We start from the raw sequence: 20,678 nt of genomic DNA, 5'->3' as shown, positions 1-20,678 counted from the left end.
AAGTATAATTAGTGATAACACTCACAAATCTAGGGCGTAGTTAACTCTAAAACGTGAACAACACGAAAAACTCAGCATGGCTCAATCAACGCACCGAATAACTTCAAGTAACATCGCTCTATCTGAGTGTGATATGCCTCGCGTACTCACCTCTCCCACCCGCAGATCACTGAACATGATCTGCCCCAAGAGCATGAAGCTCTGGTAGTAAATAGACGAGAGAAAGAAGATGTGGATCCCTTCGAAGTTAACTCGCCCAGGACGCTTGCATAATGCGATCGTTCGCCCCCGTGTTCTGGACTTATTGCAACACGCTACCTGCTATAAATTAGTGCTATTTCGCTCCCCAGCCGGTTATGGCAAGACCACCATGGCCGCGCAGTGGTTGTCGGATAAACCGAATGTCGGTTGGTACAGCATTGATGAGAGTGATAACGACCCGTTTCGATTTATCAACTATCTGCTGCAAGCAATTAACAAAGCTAGCCATAATGCCTGCCCCAATGCCCAAAAATTAGCCGAGAAACGTCAATTCTCCTCGCTGCATTCACTGTTTAGTGAAGTGTTTTCCGAACTGGCCGATTACCACAATGAATGTTATGTAGTGCTGGATGACTATCACTTAATCAGTGATGAAACCATTCATGAAGCGATGCGCTTTTTCCTCAAGCACATGCCCGATAATTTAACGCTCGTGGTTACTAGCCGTTCCACTCCACCGCTAGGCACTGCCAATCTGCGCGTACGCGACTTAATGATTGAGATTGGCAATGAACTGTTGGCCTTTGATACCGAAGAAACCACGCGCTTTTTCAATCAACGCGTGGCCGATGGGATTGATACACTGACAGCCACCCATCTGCGTGACTACGTAGAAGGCTGGCCATCGGCACTTCAATTAATCGCGCTCCAAGCTCAGCACCAACAGCGCACGCTCGCGCAAACTGTTGAATCAGTGGCACACTTTAATCACTCTCATTTGTGGGATTATTTGGTCGAAGAAGTGTTCGATCTGCTCGATGACGAAACCCGCTATTTCTTAATGCAATGCTCCGTCCTAGATCACTTCGACGATGCCTTGGTGAGTAGCCTCACCGGACGTGATGATGCGCTGGCGATGATTGAATCACTCAATCGCTTTGGCTTGTTTATTTCGCCCTTAGAGGGAGAAAACAACTGGTATCGCTTCCATAACTTATTTGCCGAATTTTTGGCCCATCAACGCCAAGCTCGCGTTCCGCAGCAAGAGCAAGATTTACAACGCGCGGCGGCCAAAGCTTGGTTAAACGCAGCTACCCCTCATCAAGCTTTGCGTCATGCGCATTTAGCACAAGATAGCGAACTATTGGCCAGTATTTTGAGCCAATTTGGTTGGAAGATGTTTAACCAAGGCGAGCTAGAAGTGCTGGAATCCGCCATTAATCAACTCTCCCCAAGCCAGCTGTATCGGGAGCCGAAACTGTGCATGCTGCAAGCTTGGCTCGCCCAAAGTCAGCACCGTTATAATGATGTAGGAGCTTTATTGGCGAAAGCCGCCAATGAGATGACCGCGCTTAATGTCAAACTTTCCACTAAAGAACAAGGCGAGTTTAACGCACTGCGCGCGCAAGTGGCGATCAACCAAAATGAGCCGGAAAAAGCATTAGAATTGGCCGAGCTGGCTTTGAGCCAACTGGATCACACCACCTATCGTAGCCGTATTGTGGCCACTTCAGTGGTCGGTGAAGTGAATCATGTGTTAGGCCATTTGAGCCGGGCGCTTTCCATGATGCAGCAGACCGAAAAACTGGCGCGTCAATATCAGGTTTATCACCAGGCATTGTGGGCTTTGTTGCAACAAAGCGAAATTTTGCTGGCACAAGGTTATGTACAAGCCGCTTATGAAGTGCAAGATAACGCGTTTAAATTGATTGAAGAGCAGCAACTGCACCAAGTACCACTGCATGAGTTTTTATTACGCATCCGCGCACAAATTTTATGGTGTTGGAACCGCTTAGAGGAGGCGGAACAAGCTGCTTATCAAGGACTCACTGTGCTAGATAACCACGCGCAAAGTAAGCACCTACACAGCTATTCGATGCTAGCCAGAATTGCGATTGGCCGTGGTGAACTGGACAAAGCAGGACGGTTTATTGAGCAAATCCAACATCTGCTGAAACAATCTACTTATCATGTTGATTGGACAGCCAACGCGTCGCTCTCTTTACTGCTCTATTGGCAAGCCAAAGAGAACCACAGCGAAATCCGCCAATGGCTACAATCCAGCATTCGTCCAGCACAAGCCTGCAACCATTTTTCTCAGTTGCAGTGGCGCAATATCGCTCGCGCACAGATTCAACTCGGTGAACTCAACGAGGCACATACCACGCTCAGCTTTATTCAAGAACAAGCTGAACAGTATCAATTGGTCACCGATATGAACCGTAACTTGATTGTGCAAGCCTTACTGGCCAGCACTCAAGGCGATAACCCACTCGCTTGCGACAAGCTAAAACAAGCGCTACGCCTCACCAATCAGACCGGTATGATTGGCAATTTTCTGATCGATGGTGCCCAAATTGGCCATTTGCTGGAAAAACTGGTTCAGAAAGGCGAATTGGGTGATTTAGAACGCCATCGTGCCCATCTGCTACTCAAAGAGATTTCCACCACTCAGCGTAGTCGTTCGGTACATTTTGATGAGGAGTTTGTCGAGAATCTGGTTAATCACCCGAACATTCCGGAACTGGTGCGCACTAGCCCACTCACCCAACGTGAATGGCAAGTACTCGGTCTGATCTACTCCGGTTTCAGCAATGAACAGATCGCTCATGAACTGGATGTAGCTGGCACCACGATTAAAACCCACATTCGCAACTTGTATCAAAAGCTCAATATCGCTAATCGTAAAGAGGCGGTGCAAACCGCAGAGCAACTACTACAATTAATGGGTTACTGAGCCGGTAAGTCCAATAGCAAAGCGCCAGCAAATGCTGGCGCTTTAGATTCAAAAAAAACCGCAGGCTTAGAACGGCTTAGGAGCAAAACCGGTCATCACCGCCACTTGTAACGCTTTACCAATTTTGGTGGTCGGGTGAACAATCACCAAACCTTTAACCGATTTTTTCAGCTTACCAAGATCCGCCTGCTCAAGCTTAGTCAGCTCACGTGAAAACGGCATATCAGCAATCGTCTTACGCATCTTATTGAGATCGTAATCTTGCTTACCTTTAACGCTGTTGAGTCGCTTGGTTAAGGTTTCTAATTCGTCAGTGAACTTGCTGACCATCTCCGAATCGGCACGAGTTTTTGCGGCATCCAGCTTACGGCGGCAAGTATCGATGCGATTGTTAAGTTGTTGAATATCAGTTTTAAGGTTCATGATGGTCGCTCTATCGAACAGAAAGGGCGCAGAGTATAGCACGCAGTTGTGAGTTATACTCCGACAACTTTCCTCCTAGCCAACATAATCTGGCTTATCGGCGCGGCAGATTACCCTATCAAGCCCTTCCACAGTATCAAACTGGCCAAACGTCACAGAATAAATAGCACACCGCAGACAACTCACCGCGAAAAGTTGCGATTGTTTACAGTGTAAATTCGCTGACTATTGGCTGGCCTTAATCAGCACTGAGGTATCCATCCGCCCTAGTCCTTGCTGGGAAAGTTGTTGATAAGCAGCGAGCGTGCTTTCAGTCATCGGTAACTTCACGCCCAGTTGTGCCGCTTCATCAATACAAAAGCCCAAATCTTTGATCATCCAATCAATCGCAAACCCAAAATCAAACTTGTCTTGGCTCATAGTCACCGCACGGTTTTCCATTTGCCAAGAGCCCGCGGCGCCATTTTTCAAACAAGCGACCAGATTGGGGATATCCAGCCCGGCTTGCTCGGCTAAGATCAGCCCTTCTGATAAGCCATTAAGTACCCCAGCAATACAAATCTGGTTGACCATCTTAGCGCGCTGCCCCTGCCCTGCCGCTCCCATCAAAACCGAAGAACGTCCGTAAGCGGCAAAAATCGGCTGCATTTGCTCAAACAGTGCCGGCTCACCACCACACATAATGGTCAGCACGCCATTTTCCGCCCCCGCTTGCCCACCAGAAACCGGCGCATCCATAAAGCGCACATCCGCTTGCTGACAAGCGGTGGCTAACTCTTGTGCCAGCGTAGCCGAAGTGGTGGTGTGATCAATCAACACGGCCCCGGCTTTCATCGCGGCTAACGCACCACTGGCAGCGGTGGTCACACTGCGCACATCGTCATCATTGCCCACACAAGTCAGCACCACATCGGCATCCGCCACACACTGCGCAATACTGGTTGCATACTGGCCAGCAAATTGTTTGCTCCACTCCACGGCTTTGGCTGTATTACGGTTAAACACCGTGACCTCAAATCCGGCCTTTTGCAGATGACCAGCCATCGGATAGCCCATCACCCCCAAACCAATAAAACTGACTTTCATCTTGTTATCCTTATTGTTTTTTTGATCCTAAAAGAAAAAACCGAGCTTTCGCTCGGCTTTTTGAATAACGCTTATTCGATATCCGCGTTGTGGTAAACTTGCTGTACATCGTCGCAGTCATCCAGCATATCAAGAAATTTCTGGAATTTTTCTGCATCTTCACCACTCACCACAGTGCGCGTTTGTGGCACGAAAGTGATCTCTTCCACATCCAGCGTCAGATCTGGGAATGCTTCATTCAAGGCAGTTTTGACTTTGAAGAACTCAGTGTTCGGTGCAAACACGGTGATCACACCCTCTTCCAGCTCAATGTCGGTAACTTCCGCATCCGCCATCATTAGCGCTTCGAGGATCGCTTCCTCATCATCGCCTTGGAATTGGAAAACTGCTTGGTGGTCAAACATGTGCGCAACCACACCCGGTGTACCAATTTTCGCGCCGGTTTTAACAAAACATTGGCGCACATCTTGGTAAGTACGGTTACCGTTATCTGATAAACAGTCAACAATCACACTTGCACCGCCAGGACCAAAACCTTCATAACGCGCTGGTTGGTAATCTTCGCCGGCACCACCGCTGGCTTTATCCAGCGCTTTTTCAATCACGTGTGCCGGTACTTGGTCTTTTTTGGCTTTGGTGATCAGATGACGCAGCGATAAGTTCATATCCGGATCAGTACCACCGTTTTTCGCACAAACGTAAATCTCTTTACCGTATTTTGAGTAAACTTTAATTTTTGCGCCTTGAGTTTTCGCCATTGAGGCTTTGCGCACTTCAAAACTTCTTCCCATTGGGATGTTCTCTCTAATTCAATTTGTTGCGACGGATTTTAGCAGAAGGCTTGCGGTTTGCAATTTGCCACCTACTGAGCACGAGGCGCTACGCAACGCCCATCACTCTTTTGTACTTGTCTATCGACTGTTGAAACCACTGCTTTTCGCTTTCCGCAGTAAGCTTGGCTATCTGCTTAGTGATCTCTTCCGGTCCTGATTTTACCTGCTTAAGTCGCCAAACAAGGAAAGAAGCTTGTTTATCAAGTTCTACTTTGTTTTTTTCTTCTGCAGTCAGTAATGCAAGGTTGAAAGACATTAGTAAGCCTACAATCAATAAAATCGTGGGATGAAATATAACATAGGAACGCGGAAAATTAAGAGTCAAAATGTAGCTTTGGCTGCGCAAAATCAACAGAAGCGACAAAAAAATAACCCAGGGTGACTTAAGGCCACCCTGAATCGATAGCTTGGAGCGATGAGGCTAATGCAGCAGTCCTAGTTGTTTGGCTTCCTCAATTGTCAGCCCACTTTCGCGGATTTCACGCAACGTTTCGATACGGCGACGAGCCTGTGCCGACTTCACATTTTTGCTTGGGCGCAGTAACTCCATCTCCTCACTGGGATCCCATTGATTGGCAATATGGGTCATATCATCATGGTCAATTGAATTGATCGACATAAATACCTCCGAAAAACCATGCTAACAGCCCCTTATCTGTAACAAAGGAGCTTGGCTTTGTTAAGTCAATTTCATCGGTATTGTGATTATGGCACGAGTTGAGCTATTTGCTTGATCAAACGCTGGCCGGACCCAACCCGGGGGATTGTTTTGTCACGCTCAACTTGACCAGGTCGCTGGATGATGGGCACATACCCGATGGCAATCACGAGCTGGCTAGCAGGAACCATGATCAAGGGATGATCGCAAAACGGATCTGCCGCAATCGCACTGAAATCTCGCGGTGAGCCAGATAATAGACAAAAAAATAGCGAGTTATTAAAACTCGCTAAAACTAAGATAGTTAAGCCAATCGATAATCCGTCGGATGGGCAAAAGGTTGTCTATTCGTTAAGCAGTTTATTCATGCCACTGGAGTGAGATGTCAATCTTTTGTCAGCGTTTGGTCACAAAATCAGCATTAGCACACAGTTGATCATCACTCAAACTTCCGCCGCCATATCATCCAAAGCACGGAAAAGGGTCGGATCGAGATGCCCTTCTTGTACGGCTTTACACACTTTACGCCGTACAGCTAACCCGGCAATCAGCTTTTCAATCGACAGGTGTTTATGCTCATTCTGGCTATTATACAACTCCAACAATTTGCTCAAGGTCGTATATTGGATCACCTCGTTTTCAACTCGCAGCCAATCGAGCTTGTCAATCAGCTCTACACACTCTTCTTTGATTGATGAAGGTGCATGTCCAGTCATCGCGGCTAAAGCGGTTATACTGCGTTCTAGCGCTTCTGGTGAGGTATAGCGCGATAGGGTAATAGTAATCTCATCAGCATTGATCTCCACCAGATGTTTACGCAGTTTGACCCGCCGCCCCAAGCGACCTCTTGGTGAGGGAGCTTTGCGCTGGATCGGCTCAAACTCACCATCAATAATACTCGACAGTTCAGCCAATTTTTGTTTGGAAACCAGCTCATTACGCAGTGGGTTCGGTAACGTTGGCGCCATATTACGTTTGCCTGCATTGGTAGTTTTGGCTCGTGAATAGCGCAGCACCTCTTCCACATCACACTTGATATCCACTTGAAAATCGCTCAGTTTGCCTTTCTCTGCGACACTTGTGACGGTTAAGTGATAACCCCATAAGTTGACCACAAACAGATCCTCACTCCCCTTCCCTTCGGAAAGACGGCGCAATTCGCGGATCAGATCCATCGAGAAACGACGCCACTCAATATTTCTGGCCAATTTTTGGTTTAATTCGCTGAGCAGCATGACATCCGAGTGACGACGTGACATACGGCTACGAAAATACGAATAGAGTTGGAACACTAGCGTGTGTTGTTTCAAGATTTCCGGTGGAAACAGGAAGAAGTAATCCCGAGTCAGCAACTCTTCAAAAAATGATGGCTCCCAAACCAAGATATAGAGATTGGGCTTGATGCGGATCTCACCATCACTGCCTTCAACGGGCGCTTCTTCAGAAGCGGTAATAGTGCGCGCGAGAAAGCGAAAACGATCACTTTTGAACCCTTCAGGCATGTTTTCACTCAACCAACGCCCAGTCAGTTCATGTAATTGAAAATCGGTAAATTCGATCCGATCAATGCTATCGCGGATCGAATCACGCGCAGGGCCACTGTCCTTTTTGCCGCGCAAAGCGAGAATGTCAGTGATATAAAGCGGGGTTTTATTCGGCGCTTGTTTAGCACTGAAATGGTAATCATCTTGGTGATGATCATGATATTGCACCGTTAAAGTAAACAGAGCAAACAAGGTCATCATATCGTCGACGGTCATAATGTTTTTTGACGATCGGGTTTCAATCACCGCGCGGGTGCCTGAAATGGAGACCATCGATTTTTGGTAACTTTTACGTGTACGCGGTGGCGCTAATGCTTGATCAATGATCCCGGCCCAGTTGGTCGGTGATACGACAAATTGATCCGCTTCATCTTTCATGGCTGGTGGCGTATTAAGCCCATGTTCGTGCAGTAAGCGTTGGTTAACTTGAGTTTGCGCTAACGCCTTAGAGCGTTTTTGTTTTTCGTTTTGCTTAACGGTTTCCGTGACTAAACTGGTCGAGCCTAATACCGAGATCAATTGATTAGGATTGATAAAGCGATGCAGCATGGTTTTGCCTGCTAATCCCTCTTCAAAACGGACTGGGATCTGTTTAAACAACCCAATCGCGACAGCGGCTCTTAAACGTTGCTGAATGGCAGCGCGGGTTAATTGTCCATCGGTTGCATCAATCAATTCAGTGGTTGACACTAAACCATCTTTGCTACGTAAGCCACGCAGTGAAATCAGGTTTAATAATTCCACGATACTTTTGGTGACACCTTTAAAGTGTTGATACTGTTCGATCCAGTCAATTGCGGCTTCAGAAACTTCAAAAAGATGGCCATCTTTGTGAGTTCTTGGCAATTTGATCAAGCGTTTTTGTTCTGAGCTCATGATTATATCCGTATCACACTTACCGTAATATCACTATAGTTCCAAGAGGATAAAGAAAAAAAGATCATAAATAAAGAAAAATTTATTGTTTTTAAATAACTGATCTTTTTGATTTTAATGATTAATTATGATTAGAGTGATCTAATGATCCGGCTGCTATTTTTTACGCAACCCATTGTTATTTAAATAAGTTATTTTTTCACTTCAAGAAGCATGATCATCAGGGTTATGAAAGGATGATCAATGTAAGATCGAAAGCATGATCATTTAATGCTTAAAGCATGATCAACGTGATGTCGTATCAATGATCAATGCAGTCTGCCAAGCATGATCAAGGCCGCTACACAGTTTATCCACAGTGTGGATCGAATACTCGGTGATGGATTGACCTTCTGCTGAAAATTCGGCGTTTTTAGCCACGGAAAGATGATCAAGGTGGCTGAATATTTTACCCAATTTGACCCAATTGGTGAAATTAAACATTCGATTGACCAGTAAGCTGGCTGATTTGCGATGTCGCTGTGGCGAGAGCAGTACTTGAAAGCATGATCATGGCTGTTGGTTTGAGTATCTGTTTGATGTGGTTGGTCAGTTAAATCCGTAAATTTTCCCTTATCACCGGTCAAAGCCTTATTCTATCTGACATCTACCGTAAACTAATCTTAGTTTTACATGCTTCCGATGGTCTCTCTCTCTTGATCATTGATCCATGAAAGGATCTTGTATTGATGATCTTTTTCAATTCAATTTGAGCGCTATGAGCCTCTTGATCATGTTTCCTATCGACTCGATTAGCCTTGGAAGCATGATCATGAGACTACTCTTGATCATCGTTTCGGTAATCGATACCAGAAACGGCCGAGGGGCATTTTTATGCGATTCAGCTCTGATTTGATGTCTAGGGCAGTTAAAACAGCACTTACCGTAAGTTAGCGGCGTTATTTAATCGTTCCGTAGTATGATAACGCTGTTAAGCTTGGTGATTGGTTTTACATTGTAAATAAGTGACGTTGTAATATTTTTAAATATTTGGTTTTGTTAGAGCAATCCACAGTCTAGAAAAAGATTCATTTTGCTCAAAGTTTATCCCCTTCCGGCTCAAGTGGGTTGGCTATCGCCACTTAGTGATCAATTTTCTGTTAATCGTAATATTTGCAGTATTTTGATTAATCATCCCATGTTCACCTTTTTATTGTATTTGTTTATTAGTGCTGTACAATTGGTTTTAAGCCCTAAAAACGGAAATTGGCAATGAAAAGAGAACAGACGATAGACAATCTCTACCAACTGGCACAGCTGACTCAGCAAGTGCAAGCGGATCGGATTGAGATTGTATTAGAGGAACGCCGCGATGAGCATTTTCCGCCGATGTCGAAAGCGCTGATGGAGACACGTTCTGGCTTAACTCGACGTAAGCTTGATGAAGCGATCGCGAAGGTGGAACAGGCGGGGCATCAATTTACTAAAAATAATGCCAACCACTACTCTATCACTCTCTCTGAAGCGCATATGCTAATGGATGCGGCAGGAGTGGCGAAATTTCATCAGCGCAAAATTAACCATGACAGCAAGCCGTGGGTGATTAATGTACAGAACCAAAAAGGTGGTACAGGTAAGTCAATGACCGCGGTACATTTAGCGGCCTGTTTAGCGCTGAACTTGGATAAACGCTACCGAATTTGCCTGATTGACTTGGATCCGCAAGGCTCATTGCGCCTATTTCTTAATCCACAAATCAGTTTGGCTGAGCATACCAATATCTATTCTGCGGTGGACATTATGCTGGATAATGTGCCAGAGGGTGTGCAAGTGGATGCCGAATTCCTACGCAAAAATGTCATGTTGCCAACTCAATATCCCAATTTGAAAACCATTTCTGCGTTTCCTGAAGATGCAATGTTTAACGCAGAAGCGTGGCAATACCTATCACAAAATCAATCGCTAGACATTGTGCGTCTATTGAAAGAGAAGCTGATCGATAAGATCGCGGATGATTTTGACATCATCATGATCGATACCGGTCCACACGTTGATCCCTTGGTATGGAACGCGATGTACGCCTCTAATGCGTTATTGATCCCGTGCGCTGCGAAACGACTCGATTGGGCATCGACCGTCAATTTCTTCCAGCATTTACCGACCGTGTATGAAATGTTTCCTGAAGATTGGAAGGGGCTGGAGTTTGTCCGTTTAATGCCGACCATGTTCGAAGATGACAACAAAAAGCAGGTCTCGGTCTTGACCGAAATGAACTATTTGTTGGGTGATCAGGTGATGATGGCGACCATTCCACGTAGCCGGGCATTTGAGACTTGTGCCGATACCTACAGTACGGTGTTTGATTTGACGGTGAATGATTTTGAAGGCGGTAAAAAAACCTTAGCCACCGCGCAGGATGCGGTGCAAAAAAGCGCTTTAGAGCTAGAGCGAGTACTTCATTCCCATTGGACTTCACTTAATCAGGGGTAACTAACGAATGGCAATTAAAACTTCTGAACTGAACGCAAAACTGTTTGGGAAAGCGGATAAACGCCGAGCGACTACACCGGCTGAAGCGCAATCGGCCGCTAAAGCACAAGCTCAGTTGATTGAGCTGGCGGTGGCTGGAGAAGAGGTGGTCACATTTGAATTAATGCGGATTGCCGCCGACCAAGTGGCGGATCAGACCGTGGTATTTGCGCAAAATGCCCGTGAACAAGCCTTTTTGACCGAACATGCGCTTTCCGATGTATTAACCACCTTGCGTGAGCGAGGCCAGCAGTATCCAGCGGTAGGCCGTAAAACGGCGCAAGGCAAAATTGAAGTGCTTGATGGTAGCCGTCGCCGTATGTCTTGTATTTTGGCTGGCAAAGAGTTTTTAATTTATGTGGCTGACAACATTAATACCGAACATGCCAAGTTTTTATCGGATGTTGCCAATGCCCATAAGCCTTTGTCACTTTACGAGAAAGGCAAAGAGATGCAGGCCAAACTCGATAGTGGTGAAGCGGAAGATCAAAAAGCGTTAGCCAAAATGTTTCAGTGCAGCGAAGCGTTAGTCAGTGGTGCACTCAAAGCGGCAGTATTACCGCTGGAGCTTTTGCAAGCTTACCCGAGTGTCGTGGAGTTAGGCCGTCCTACTATTGTGAAATTGTACAAGCAATTTAATGAGTTGGATCAGAACCAACGTCAACAATTGCTGGCGAAATGCCATCAAGAAAATGGTTTTGTTTGGCAGCGTTCACAAGCGCAAGGGGTGGCACGTATTACCAAAGAGGTGACGGAAACCATCGAGAGTTGGATTCAAGATGTGTTACCACCGAAACGTAATGAAACACCGAAAGTCGAGTTGATTAAAGGCCGTGCAAGCTATGCGCGTAAAGGCAGTAATTTAGTGCTGAATTTGAAGAAAGTGGATGATCAACTGATGCAAGAGATCCTTGATTTTGTGCAGCACAAACTGAATTAATCGCTGTTGTTAACCATCAAGCCCGCGTAATGCGGGCTTGATGCGTATTAGCGTTTGGATTGATTAACGCGGTTTTATTGATTTCTGAGCCGCTGCCAATATTTTTCGTAGATCGCTAGAGTTTCTGGGCCGACATCATTAGTAAATTCGCCTTTCTGCATCTCAGCATCCGATGGGAAGATGGTTGGATTATCACGTAACTCTGGTGGCAACAGCGCGCGGCCAGCCTTGGTTGCTGAAGCGTAGCCTAGGCTTTTTACGATTTCCGCTTGGTTTTCCGGTTGGTACATGAAGTTGATAAACTTGTGTGCCAATGGGATATTTTTGCTGCCAGCAGGGATGGTGAAGTTATCCATCCATAACACGGCACCTTCTTCTGGCATCACGAATTTGAGCTCCGGCATCTCTACTTGGCCTTGGTAAGCATTACCGTTCCACTGCATACCAAGCGTTGCTTCACCAGAGACATAAGGCACATGTGGCGCATCTGAGTTATACAGCAGTATATTATTTCTCAGCGCGAGCAGTGATTGGTAGGCTTGTTCGATCTCTGCTTCATTGCGGCTATTGACACTAAAGCCGTTGAGTTTTAACGCCATCCCGAAGACATCGCGCATATCATCAATCAGCATCACTTGCTGTTGATATTGCTTATCCCACAAATCAGCCCACCGAGTAATGCCATTCGGCAGCATAGCCGAATTGTAGTAAAGGCCGGTAATTCCCCAAATGTAGGGCAATGAATAGGTGTTGTCGGGATCGTGAGCCAGACCCAGTAACGCTGGTAAGGTATCTTGCATATGCGGGATTTGCGCATGATCGATTTTGGCCAGTAGCCCTTCACGTGCCATTTTTTCGATAAAATACGCAGAGGCAAACACCACATCGTAACCTGTGCCTTTGAGCAGTTTGAGTTTGGTGTACATTGACTCATTATTCTCAAAGGTTGAATAGTTAATAGTCACCCCTTCTTGTTGCTGAAACGCTGTTAGTGACTGCTCTGGTAAATAGCCACCCCATGCATATACGTTCAGCACTGGCTGTGCATAGGCCTGATTACAAGCCATTACGGCAGAAAATATCCATCCTTTAATCAAAGTCTTCATTGCATTTTAATTCCTTTTAAGTTCAGCCGAATGCTGAGGTTAGAGTGCATAATTAGTGAATTTTTTACCTGGATAAAGCAAATATAATTTGTCGTTAAGAAAAATATTTTGCCTTTAGCCAACATCAGTTACCTCGCTGAATCAGGGTGTTTTAGAGGTTACGTGGTTTGGCAGGGCCTGTGCTAACATGGCGCATCATTTTGGGATCGCACGTGTTATGACTCAGCCAATTACCTATTTACTGCAACTTCATCAACTCGCCACTCAAGCACATACTCGCTTTGGATGTTGGCTACGTGGCGATCGCCAATGGCAACAGCATTTACTGGGGGCATTGGTCGGTCAGTTTGCAGGCGCATCCATTTTGATGTTAGGCGATACTGAGCTAGAGGGTGTGATGGCGGTCGACTATCGGCAAGGTCAGCAATGGTTAGGACAAGAGTGCCAACTGCTGATCGTCGATTTATCGCAAGGTTGGGATGCCAATAGCTTTAATGCGGCGTTGGGTACGCTGGTCGGTGGTGGTTTACTGGTGATGATTGGCGAGGCTACATCACTCAATTGTGCCGCGCGAGCTTGGTTAGAGCAGGCGTGCCATCGCTTATTGGTGATCACTCCAGATACGGTTCCTGCTTTACCTAAGCTGCCGCCCCTAGTCTCCACCTGTGGTTATCCACAGCAAACGTTAGCCATTGAGCAAATTATCAAAGTGGTGACTGGGCACCGTAAACGGCCTTTGCTGCTGACCGCCGATCGTGGACGGGGCAAAACCAGTGCGTTAGGGATGGCGGCAGCTCAATTGATGCAGTCGCGTCCGATACAAATTTTGGTTACCGCTCCAGCTTTAGCCGCGGTTGAACCGCTATTTTTGCATGCGCAGCGTCATTTGCCGCAGGCGGAGAGCAAACGTGGCTATTTGCAGTGGCAACAATCAAGCTTGCGTTTTATTGCCCCCGATGAATTGCTGCGCACCCAACCCAAGGGCGATCTACTCTTGGTTGATGAGGCAGCAGCGCTGCCATTGCCGTTATTGCAACGCTTGGTGGAGCAATATCACCGCACGGTATTTGCATCAACCATTCATGGTTATGAAGGGTGTGGGCGTGGTTTCTCGCTCAAATTTCAAAAATGGCTACACGAACAACGCCCACAAATGCGCACGCTCCACCTTGATCAGCCCATTCGCTGGGCGATGGGCGATGAGCTGGAGCAGTGGCAAAATCAAGCGTTTTTGTTGCAAAGCGAATTACCAGAGTTAACCAGTGATCACGCTGGTGCCGCGTTAACTTTTGCTCGTTTAACCCGCGCGGAATGCGTGCAGCAGCCGCAACGTTTGGCGTCAGTTTTTTCACTGCTGGTCAACGCGCATTATCAAACCTCTCCGAATGATCTGTTCTCGTTACTCAATGATGAGGCGATGACGCTGTTCGCGGTGTATCAACAGCAGCAGTGTGTTGGCTGTTTACTTGCGGTGCAGGAAGGGCAGTTAGATGATCGATTAATTGACGCAATCCAATTTGGTACGCGGCGTCCGAAAGGGCATTTAGCGCCTGTCACCTTGGCGAATCAGCTCGGAATTCGTGAGGCTGCCAATCAATCTTGCTGGCGAATTTTACGCATTGCGGTTCATCCGGCTGGTCAACGGCAGGGGATTGGTCAGCAACTGTTGAGTCAGTTTATTGCAGAGCACAAGGCGGATTACTACGCGACCAGTTTTGGTGTCACCGATGAATTATTACCATTTTGGTTAGCCAACCAATTCGTGCCACTTAAATTAGGCTCACAGCGGGATCAAGCCAGTGGCTGTTATTCGTTATTCATGGTGCGTGGTGAATCCTTGACTTGGCTTGCCCAAGCCCAACAACAGTTCAGCGCCCATTGGATTTTTGAACTCAGCGACACACTGCGGGCGCTAGAGCCCTCCATCGTTCAGCAACTATTACCAACTGGTCAGTTGACACATTATCCCCAGCCTAATTTAGCGTTGATTGAGTGTTATGCGCGTGGCGGATCCAATTACGAAAGTGTCGCAGTTTGGCTATTCAGTTGGCTATTGAGTTGCGCCCCAGCCGCGCAATCGCCCATTTCTGGACTATTGATCAGCAAAATTTTACAACGTAAGAGCTGGGCTGAATGCGCTGAACAATTTCAGTTCAGTGGTAAGCGGCAGGTTGAGCAAGCGCTGCGGGGTGAACTGTTACTCTTGCTGGCCAATTTACACTGTAAATAAGCATTTCCCCTATTCGTAAATTGTAAACTTGGCACATTATCTTCTGTGCAGATAGCGGGTGCACGCATCGTTTCTATACAAATAGTTTCTAGACATAGACATATCGTCGCAACATGCCTTATTACGACATAAATTCTTGCCACATAAATTGTTTTCTATGCATATCGTTGCCATGCTTAGTTGCATAGCAGTCACGACTAACTAATTTTTTTCAAACTTTGGGTTAGGTCTTAAGGGATTCTTAAGTTATGCCGCTTACTGTTGAGTTATCGAGTAAGCAAAGGGAAAACGTCAATGAAACACTTACCCTGTCTATCTGATTTCCAATTAGAGCTCATCACGGCTAACCATGCTCGTTGGCATGAGGCCACTCATCTGGTGCATGAGCGTTACCAACGCGCCTTTGATGCGCACCTGACCAGCTATATGCCCGCTTACTTGGCACTGTTGGAGCAAAATGAGATGAAATCGGTATGTGGATTTCGGATTGCTCAGCAAGAGCCGCTGTTTTTGGAACAGTATCTGGATCAACCGGCTGATCAAATCCTTAGCCAGCGTTTTGCTTGTGCAATCCCGCGCAGCAAATTGATTGAATTTGGTCATCTTGCTTCTTTTGGGCGTGGTCTCTCGGTCTACCACTTTCAACTGATCGCCCAGCAGTTAGTCGCGATGGGATTTGAGTGGTGCATTTTTACCGCGACCGATCCACTGCATGCGCTAATGCGGCGCTTTGGCTTGCAACCCAGTTTAATCGCCCAAGCTTCACCTGAGCGTATTCCTAACGCCAGCCAAGTATGGGGCACTTACTATCAGTATCGTCCTCGTATTTTGGCCGGTAATTTATTGCAAGGTTGTGCGCGGTTAAATCAATTATCCGTGACGCAAAAACAAGCATGAGTAAGCATGATGAATCGAATTATTCAGGCACTACACCAGCATGCTCAGCACCAACCTCATCAGTTGGTTTTTGTTGGCGACAATGCCGCACGGCAAAAGGTGAGTTTAAGTTACGCACAACTATTGGATCGAGTACAGCAAACCGTCGCCCAGTTGCAGCAGTTGCCGGTTGATTGCATTGCCCTGCGTGCCGAAAACAGTGTCGATTGGGTAGTATTGGATTTAGCCGCAATGGCGGCACACAAACTCATGGTGCCGGTTCCGACATTTTTTACGGCTGAGCAGGTCGCGCATTTACTTAAGCAAGCACATGTTGAACTGTGTGTTGGCGATTGGCCTGAATTGGGCTTGGCCGCGCTGCGTTTGGCGGGTTTTTCTGCTTGGTATTATCCAGCCGAGAGTACCAGTCAGGTCTTAGCGCAAACTCAGAAAGTGACGTTTACTTCTGGCTCAACCGGTACACCGAAAGGGGTGTGTTTGAGTGAACAAAATCTAGAGCGAGTCAGCCTGTCGATTGCTGAGCAGATGAATCGCCAAATTAAGCAGCATTTAGTGATGCTGCCATTATCAACCTTATTGGAAAATGTCACTGGGATTTATGTGCCGCTCCTGCTAGGAGCGACAGTCACGGTGGTGTTTGGTGAGGAACTCGGTTTAGCGGGCTCGAGCCAATTTTCGCCAGTGAAATTGGCTCAGGCTTTGGCGCGCTATCAGCCGGCAAGCTTAGTGTTAACGCCTGCTCTGCTTGTGGCACTGATCCGGGTGGTGCAACAAACCCCGAGCTTAGCCGCTTCATTACAGTGGGTAGCGGTCGGTGGTGCGCGAGTGGCGAGTGAGCTGATTAATACCGCCCGTCAGTTAGGGATTGCTGCGTATGAAGGCTACGGGTTATCTGAATGCGCCTCGGTAGTGAGTATGAATACTCCGCAGCATAACCAAGCTGGTAGTTGTGGTAAGCCACTTGGCCACTTACAGATCCAATTTGCCGCCGACGGTGAGTTATTGGTGCGTGGTAACCAAGCATTAGGCTATATCGGCGAGCCGTTTAGCGATGAGTGGCTGGCCACCGGTGATATTGCGACGATCGATGAACACGGATTTTTAGCGATTATTGGCCGTAAAAAAAATCTCATTATTACCCCGTTTGGGCGCAACATTGCGCCGGAATGGGTTGAATCTCATGCGCAGGTTTGGATGCCAGAGTGCCGAGTCGTGGTGGTTGGGGATGATGAATGGGGCATTACCGCGGTGATTGATCGGCGATTGCCCGATTTAGCCGCGCGTATCGAGCAGATTAATCGTCACTTGCCCGATTATGCGCAGATCCAAAGTGTCCTATTAGTGAGTCAAGCGAGCGTTTGGCAAGCTTGGTTAACCGCCAATGGTCGACCTAAACGCGCATTGATTGAGCAAGCGCCGCGCACTGTGCGCAGCGGTTTGAATGGTGGCGATGTTGATTGGCAGTATCTGCCAGTGAATGGCACGCCGAGTCACGGTTAGGAGAATGATCATGAGTGGATTTTACCAACGTTTACAACAAGAAACCCAAGTTGCCCAGCAGCAGATGTTACAAGCCCCGGTGTTTGCTGCTTGCGCGCAGGGCAACATTAGCCTTGATCTGTACATTCGTTTTCTGACCCAAGCCTATCACCATGTCAAACATACCGTACCCTTGTTAATGGCCTGCGGTGGTCGTTTGAGTGCAGAGTATGAAGAGGTCAGAACCGCGATTGCAAACTATATTGATGAAGAAAAAGGGCATCAGGAATGGATCCTCAATGATATTCAGGCCTGTGGCGGCGATGCGCAAGCGGTACGCCATAACCAAGCTCAAGGGCAGGTTGGCTTTCCGATTGAGTTGATGGTGGCTTATCTGTATCACCAAATTGATCGGCATAATCCATTGAGTCTATTTGGGATGGTGTGGGTCTTGGAAGGCACGAGTGTGGCGGTGGGCGGCAATATCGCTCAGTTAGTCAAGCAGCAGCTCAAACTGCCAGATCATGCCATCAGTTATCTCGCTTCCCATAGTCAACTCGATCAGGACCATATTCGATTTTTTGCTGCGCTGATGGATAAAATCACCGCAGTACAAGATCAGCAAGCGATCATTGATGCCGCCAATCGCGTATTTGAACTGTATGGTCAAATGTTGCGTCAGCTCACCAGATTGGCTGAGTAAATCTCGGCTTAGGAGTTCATGATGAATATTGGTCAGCAATATGTACTGCTCACCGGAGCATCCGGCGGTATTGGTGAACAAATCGCGCATAGCTTAGCGGCGCGTGGTGCATGGTTGATTTTAGTGGCTCGCGATCGACAAAAATTGGAGCGGCTGCGTCAATCACTACCAAACTCAGAAAAACATCGAGTACTGAGTGTCGATTTGACTGAGCAAACCGGTATTGAGCAATTGCAACAGTTTATCCAGCAACTAGACCAATCTCAGCCACGGATCGGAGTGATTATTAACAATGCGGGCAGCAATCAGTTTTGCCTGTTTGCACGGCGCACGCAGGCATCATGGCAGCATGAAATGATGCTCAATCTGTTGACGCCAATGCAGATCACTCATCTGGCATTGCAGTGGGTCAGTAAACCGGAGTTGATCATCAATATTGGTTCGAGCTTTGCAGCGATTGGTTATCCGGGTTACGCGGCTTATTGTGCGGCGAAGGCCGGTTTGCACCGCTTTAGTGAAGCGATGAATCGTGAGCTACAAGGCTCAGGCATAAAAGTGCTCTACCTTGCGCCAAGGGCGACCAATACGGCTTTAAATAGTCCGATGGTGCAGCAATTAAATCGAACCTTAGGCAATCACAGCGATGAGCCCGCCGTGGTGGCAGAGCAAGTCGCCAACATCATCGACACCGAGCAAGCGGTCGTGTGGATGGGCTGGCCGGAGAAGCTGTTAGTGCGGTTAAATCAACTATGGCCGAGTTTGATATCGCGAGCGATCAAAAAACAGCAGCCGATCCTATGGTCGTTTTTAGATCGCTAAGTTTATTTACGATCACAAGCTCAGCGATTTTATTGTGGACGCAAATGGTTGCTCACCAAAGTTGTTAAATCATCTAAGCTTTAAGTAGCTTGTTTTGGAGCGCGGAGCTCAAAGCACGATGTTTAAAGTCCCATATTCAACATCTATATAGCCAAACCAATTGGAGTTGCAGGTAGGCGGCAAGTGAGTGAGCTCCCATGAGCATAGACAAACGATGTGATTGGGGTGAACCAACGTCGCCAACACCGCTGCCGCTTCAAGTCGGAAGGGGATAGCATAGTTACAGGAGATCGAGTGATGAAAACGATAAGCAAATGGATAAGTCTCACGCTGCTGTTCGGGCCGCTCAGTAGTGCGTATGCCATGACACCGTTAGAGCAAGTGCAGGCCGATTGGGCCAAATGTCGATATCAAACCCCTAGTGTCGATCAGCAAGTTAGCTGTTATGAACAAACCATCGCCGAGACTCAATTAGCGCTGACTCGCGACAGCAATAATCCTGAGCTGAAAGTGTGGTTGGCGATCAATCAGTCCTCATTGGCTGGCGTTAGCAGTGGGCTTGGCGCACTATCGTTAGTCAAAGAAGCCAAAAGCTTATTAGAACAGGTGATTGAACAAGCTCCCAATACTTTAGACGGATCGGCTTTCACCAGCTTAGGTATTTTGTACTATAAAGTGCCGGGCTGGCCGCTATCATTTGGGGATACCGATCAGGCGGAACAATTATTAAAGCAAGCGTTGGCGATTAATCCGACCGGAATTGATGCTAACTATTTTTACGGCGATTTTCTGATCCAGCAGGGGCGTGAAGCAGAAGCTAAACGTTATCTACAACAAGCACAGCAAGCCCCCGCGAGACCTAATCGAGCGGTGGCTGATGCGGGTCGCCAACAAGAAATTGCGCAGCTGTTAGCCAGTCTAAAATAATGTTAGTCAGCCTGAAATAACCTATGCGTTTATTATTGGTGGAAGATGACACGCTACTCGGCGAATCGATGCAAGCTGCGTTAAGTCGCCAAGGGTATACCGTGGATTGGCTAGTGCGCGGATCTGGTGTCGCTAGCACCTTGAAAACCGAGCAATTCATTGCCGTTATATTGGATCTCACCCTGCCGGATATGGATGGCTTAGACGTGCTGCGCCAGATCCGGCGTGCGGGTTACACACTGCCGGTGATGATCCTCACTGCTCGTGATGATATTCGCGACCGAGTCAAAGGGTTAGATAGTGGTGCCGATGAGTACATCGGTAAGCCTTTTGCGTTGGAAGAGTTGCTCGCCCGTTTACGGGTGATCATTCGCCGCAGCACTGGCAACGCGGAAGCGTTGATCTCAGTTGCTGGGCTTAGTCTGTCGCTCTCCAAGCAAGAGATTTACTATGCGCAGCAGGCGCTAAAATTAACCCGCAATGAATATAAAATTTTAGCCAGCTTAATTACCCAAGCTGGGCGAGTGCTGAGCAAGGAGCAGTTGCAACAGGCGTTACATGGATGGGATGAAGCCAGCAGCGATAACGTTGTGGAAGTGCACATCCATAATCTGCGTAAAAAATTACCAGAACATGTGATTAAAAACCTGCGTGGTGTGGGGTATATGATTGAAAAATAAACGCGTATTTTCAATTAAACGCCGCCTTACC

18 protein-coding genes are annotated in these 20,678 nt (G+C 47.2%); 10 read left to right on the top strand and 8 right to left on the bottom strand.

All coding sequences use genetic code 11. The features are described from left to right. Positions 1-229: 229 nt before the first annotated feature. Positions 230-2,938, top strand: a complete 2,709-nt coding sequence (gene malT, locus PUN32_RS02785) for an HTH-type transcriptional regulator MalT (RefSeq protein ID WP_274721665.1) — start codon at positions 230-232, stop codon at positions 2,936-2,938. Between the two features lie 66 nt (positions 2,939-3,004). Here malT and PUN32_RS02780 read toward each other — a convergent pair whose 3' ends face one another. From PUN32_RS02780 to PUN32_RS02750, 7 genes are all read right to left on the bottom strand, one after another. Then, positions 3,005-3,361: a YibL family ribosome-associated protein gene (locus PUN32_RS02780; protein WP_166015222.1), complete on the bottom strand. Its 357-nt coding sequence runs from the start codon at positions 3,359-3,361 to the stop codon at positions 3,005-3,007. A gap of 225 nt (positions 3,362-3,586) precedes the next feature. Then, positions 3,587-4,447 carry an NAD(P)-dependent oxidoreductase gene (locus PUN32_RS02775; protein WP_274721664.1) on the bottom strand — a complete coding sequence of 287 codons (861 nt, stop codon included), beginning with the start codon at positions 4,445-4,447 and terminating at the stop codon, positions 3,587-3,589. 71 nt (positions 4,448-4,518) lie between these two features. Beyond that, a complete protein-coding gene (locus tag PUN32_RS02770) occupies positions 4,519-5,238 on the bottom strand; it encodes a YebC/PmpR family DNA-binding transcriptional regulator (RefSeq protein WP_166015220.1) in 720 nt (239 codons plus the stop codon). Positions 5,239-5,326: 88 nt separating this feature from the next. Next, entirely contained in the window at positions 5,327-5,536 is a 210-nt protein-coding gene (locus PUN32_RS02765) for a DUF3283 family protein (RefSeq protein WP_274721663.1), read from the bottom strand. Positions 5,537-5,701: 165 nt separating this feature from the next. Continuing rightward, the gene (locus PUN32_RS02760; RefSeq protein WP_274721662.1) at positions 5,702-5,899 is read right to left on the bottom strand and encodes a PA3496 family putative envelope integrity protein; all 198 of its coding nucleotides are present in this window, start codon (positions 5,897-5,899) and stop codon (positions 5,702-5,704) included. Between the two features lie 482 nt (positions 5,900-6,381). Continuing rightward, positions 6,382-8,358 (bottom strand): replication initiator protein RctB domain-containing protein, encoded by a 1,977-nt coding sequence (locus tag PUN32_RS02755; protein ID WP_274721661.1) that lies wholly within the window; start codon positions 8,356-8,358, stop codon positions 6,382-6,384. A 285-nt stretch (positions 8,359-8,643) separates the two neighbouring features. Then, positions 8,644-8,841 carry a hypothetical protein gene (locus PUN32_RS02750; RefSeq protein WP_274721660.1) on the bottom strand — a complete coding sequence of 66 codons (198 nt, stop codon included), beginning with the start codon at positions 8,839-8,841 and terminating at the stop codon, positions 8,644-8,646. Between the two features lie 768 nt (positions 8,842-9,609). On the opposite strand from PUN32_RS02750, the gene PUN32_RS02745 reads away from it, so the two are divergent. Continuing rightward, positions 9,610-10,827, top strand: a complete 1,218-nt coding sequence (locus tag PUN32_RS02745; protein ID WP_274721659.1) for a ParA family protein — start codon at positions 9,610-9,612, stop codon at positions 10,825-10,827. Between the two features lie 7 nt (positions 10,828-10,834). Continuing rightward, the gene (locus PUN32_RS02740) at positions 10,835-11,806 is read left to right on the top strand and encodes a ParB/RepB/Spo0J family partition protein (RefSeq protein WP_274721658.1); all 972 of its coding nucleotides are present in this window, start codon (positions 10,835-10,837) and stop codon (positions 11,804-11,806) included. A gap of 74 nt (positions 11,807-11,880) precedes the next feature. Here the strand turns inward: PUN32_RS02740 and PUN32_RS02735 are convergent, their stop codons facing one another. Continuing rightward, positions 11,881-12,912 carry a polyamine ABC transporter substrate-binding protein gene (locus PUN32_RS02735; RefSeq protein ID WP_274721657.1) on the bottom strand — a complete coding sequence of 344 codons (1,032 nt, stop codon included), beginning with the start codon at positions 12,910-12,912 and terminating at the stop codon, positions 11,881-11,883. 217 nt (positions 12,913-13,129) lie between these two features. Between PUN32_RS02735 and PUN32_RS02730 the strand changes: the two genes are divergently transcribed. The 7 genes from PUN32_RS02730 (at position 13,130) to PUN32_RS02700 (ending at position 20,647) form a co-directional block, all read left to right on the top strand. Then, entirely contained in the window at positions 13,130-15,142 is a 2,013-nt protein-coding gene (locus tag PUN32_RS02730; RefSeq protein ID WP_274721656.1) for a GNAT family N-acetyltransferase, read from the top strand. Positions 15,143-15,436: 294 nt separating this feature from the next. Next, the gene (locus PUN32_RS02725) at positions 15,437-16,039 is read left to right on the top strand and encodes a thermostable hemolysin (RefSeq protein ID WP_274721655.1); all 603 of its coding nucleotides are present in this window, start codon (positions 15,437-15,439) and stop codon (positions 16,037-16,039) included. A 9-nt stretch (positions 16,040-16,048) separates the two neighbouring features. Further along, on the top strand, positions 16,049-17,539 hold the full coding sequence (locus PUN32_RS02720) for an AMP-binding protein (protein WP_274721816.1): 1,491 nt from the start codon (positions 16,049-16,051) through the stop codon (positions 17,537-17,539). A gap of 10 nt (positions 17,540-17,549) precedes the next feature. After that, positions 17,550-18,221 (top strand): TenA family transcriptional regulator, encoded by a 672-nt coding sequence (locus PUN32_RS02715; RefSeq protein ID WP_274721654.1) that lies wholly within the window; start codon positions 17,550-17,552, stop codon positions 18,219-18,221. A 21-nt stretch (positions 18,222-18,242) separates the two neighbouring features. Next, positions 18,243-19,040: an SDR family oxidoreductase gene (locus PUN32_RS02710; protein WP_274721815.1), complete on the top strand. Its 798-nt coding sequence runs from the start codon at positions 18,243-18,245 to the stop codon at positions 19,038-19,040. Positions 19,041-19,337: 297 nt separating this feature from the next. Further along, positions 19,338-19,967, top strand: coding sequence for a tetratricopeptide repeat protein (locus PUN32_RS02705; RefSeq protein ID WP_274721653.1), 630 nt, complete (start codon positions 19,338-19,340; stop codon positions 19,965-19,967). A gap of 23 nt (positions 19,968-19,990) precedes the next feature. Then, positions 19,991-20,647 carry a response regulator gene (locus PUN32_RS02700; protein WP_274721652.1) on the top strand — a complete coding sequence of 219 codons (657 nt, stop codon included), beginning with the start codon at positions 19,991-19,993 and terminating at the stop codon, positions 20,645-20,647. Positions 20,648-20,678 lie beyond the last annotated feature (31 nt).

The sequence above is a fragment of the Vibrio chanodichtyis genome (assembly GCF_028863985.1).
GTDB classification, from domain to species: Bacteria; Pseudomonadota; Gammaproteobacteria; order Enterobacterales; family Vibrionaceae; genus Vibrio; species Vibrio chanodichtyis.
The sequence above is the reverse complement of the archived record's forward strand: the minus strand, read 5'-3'. Positions and strand labels throughout refer to the sequence as shown.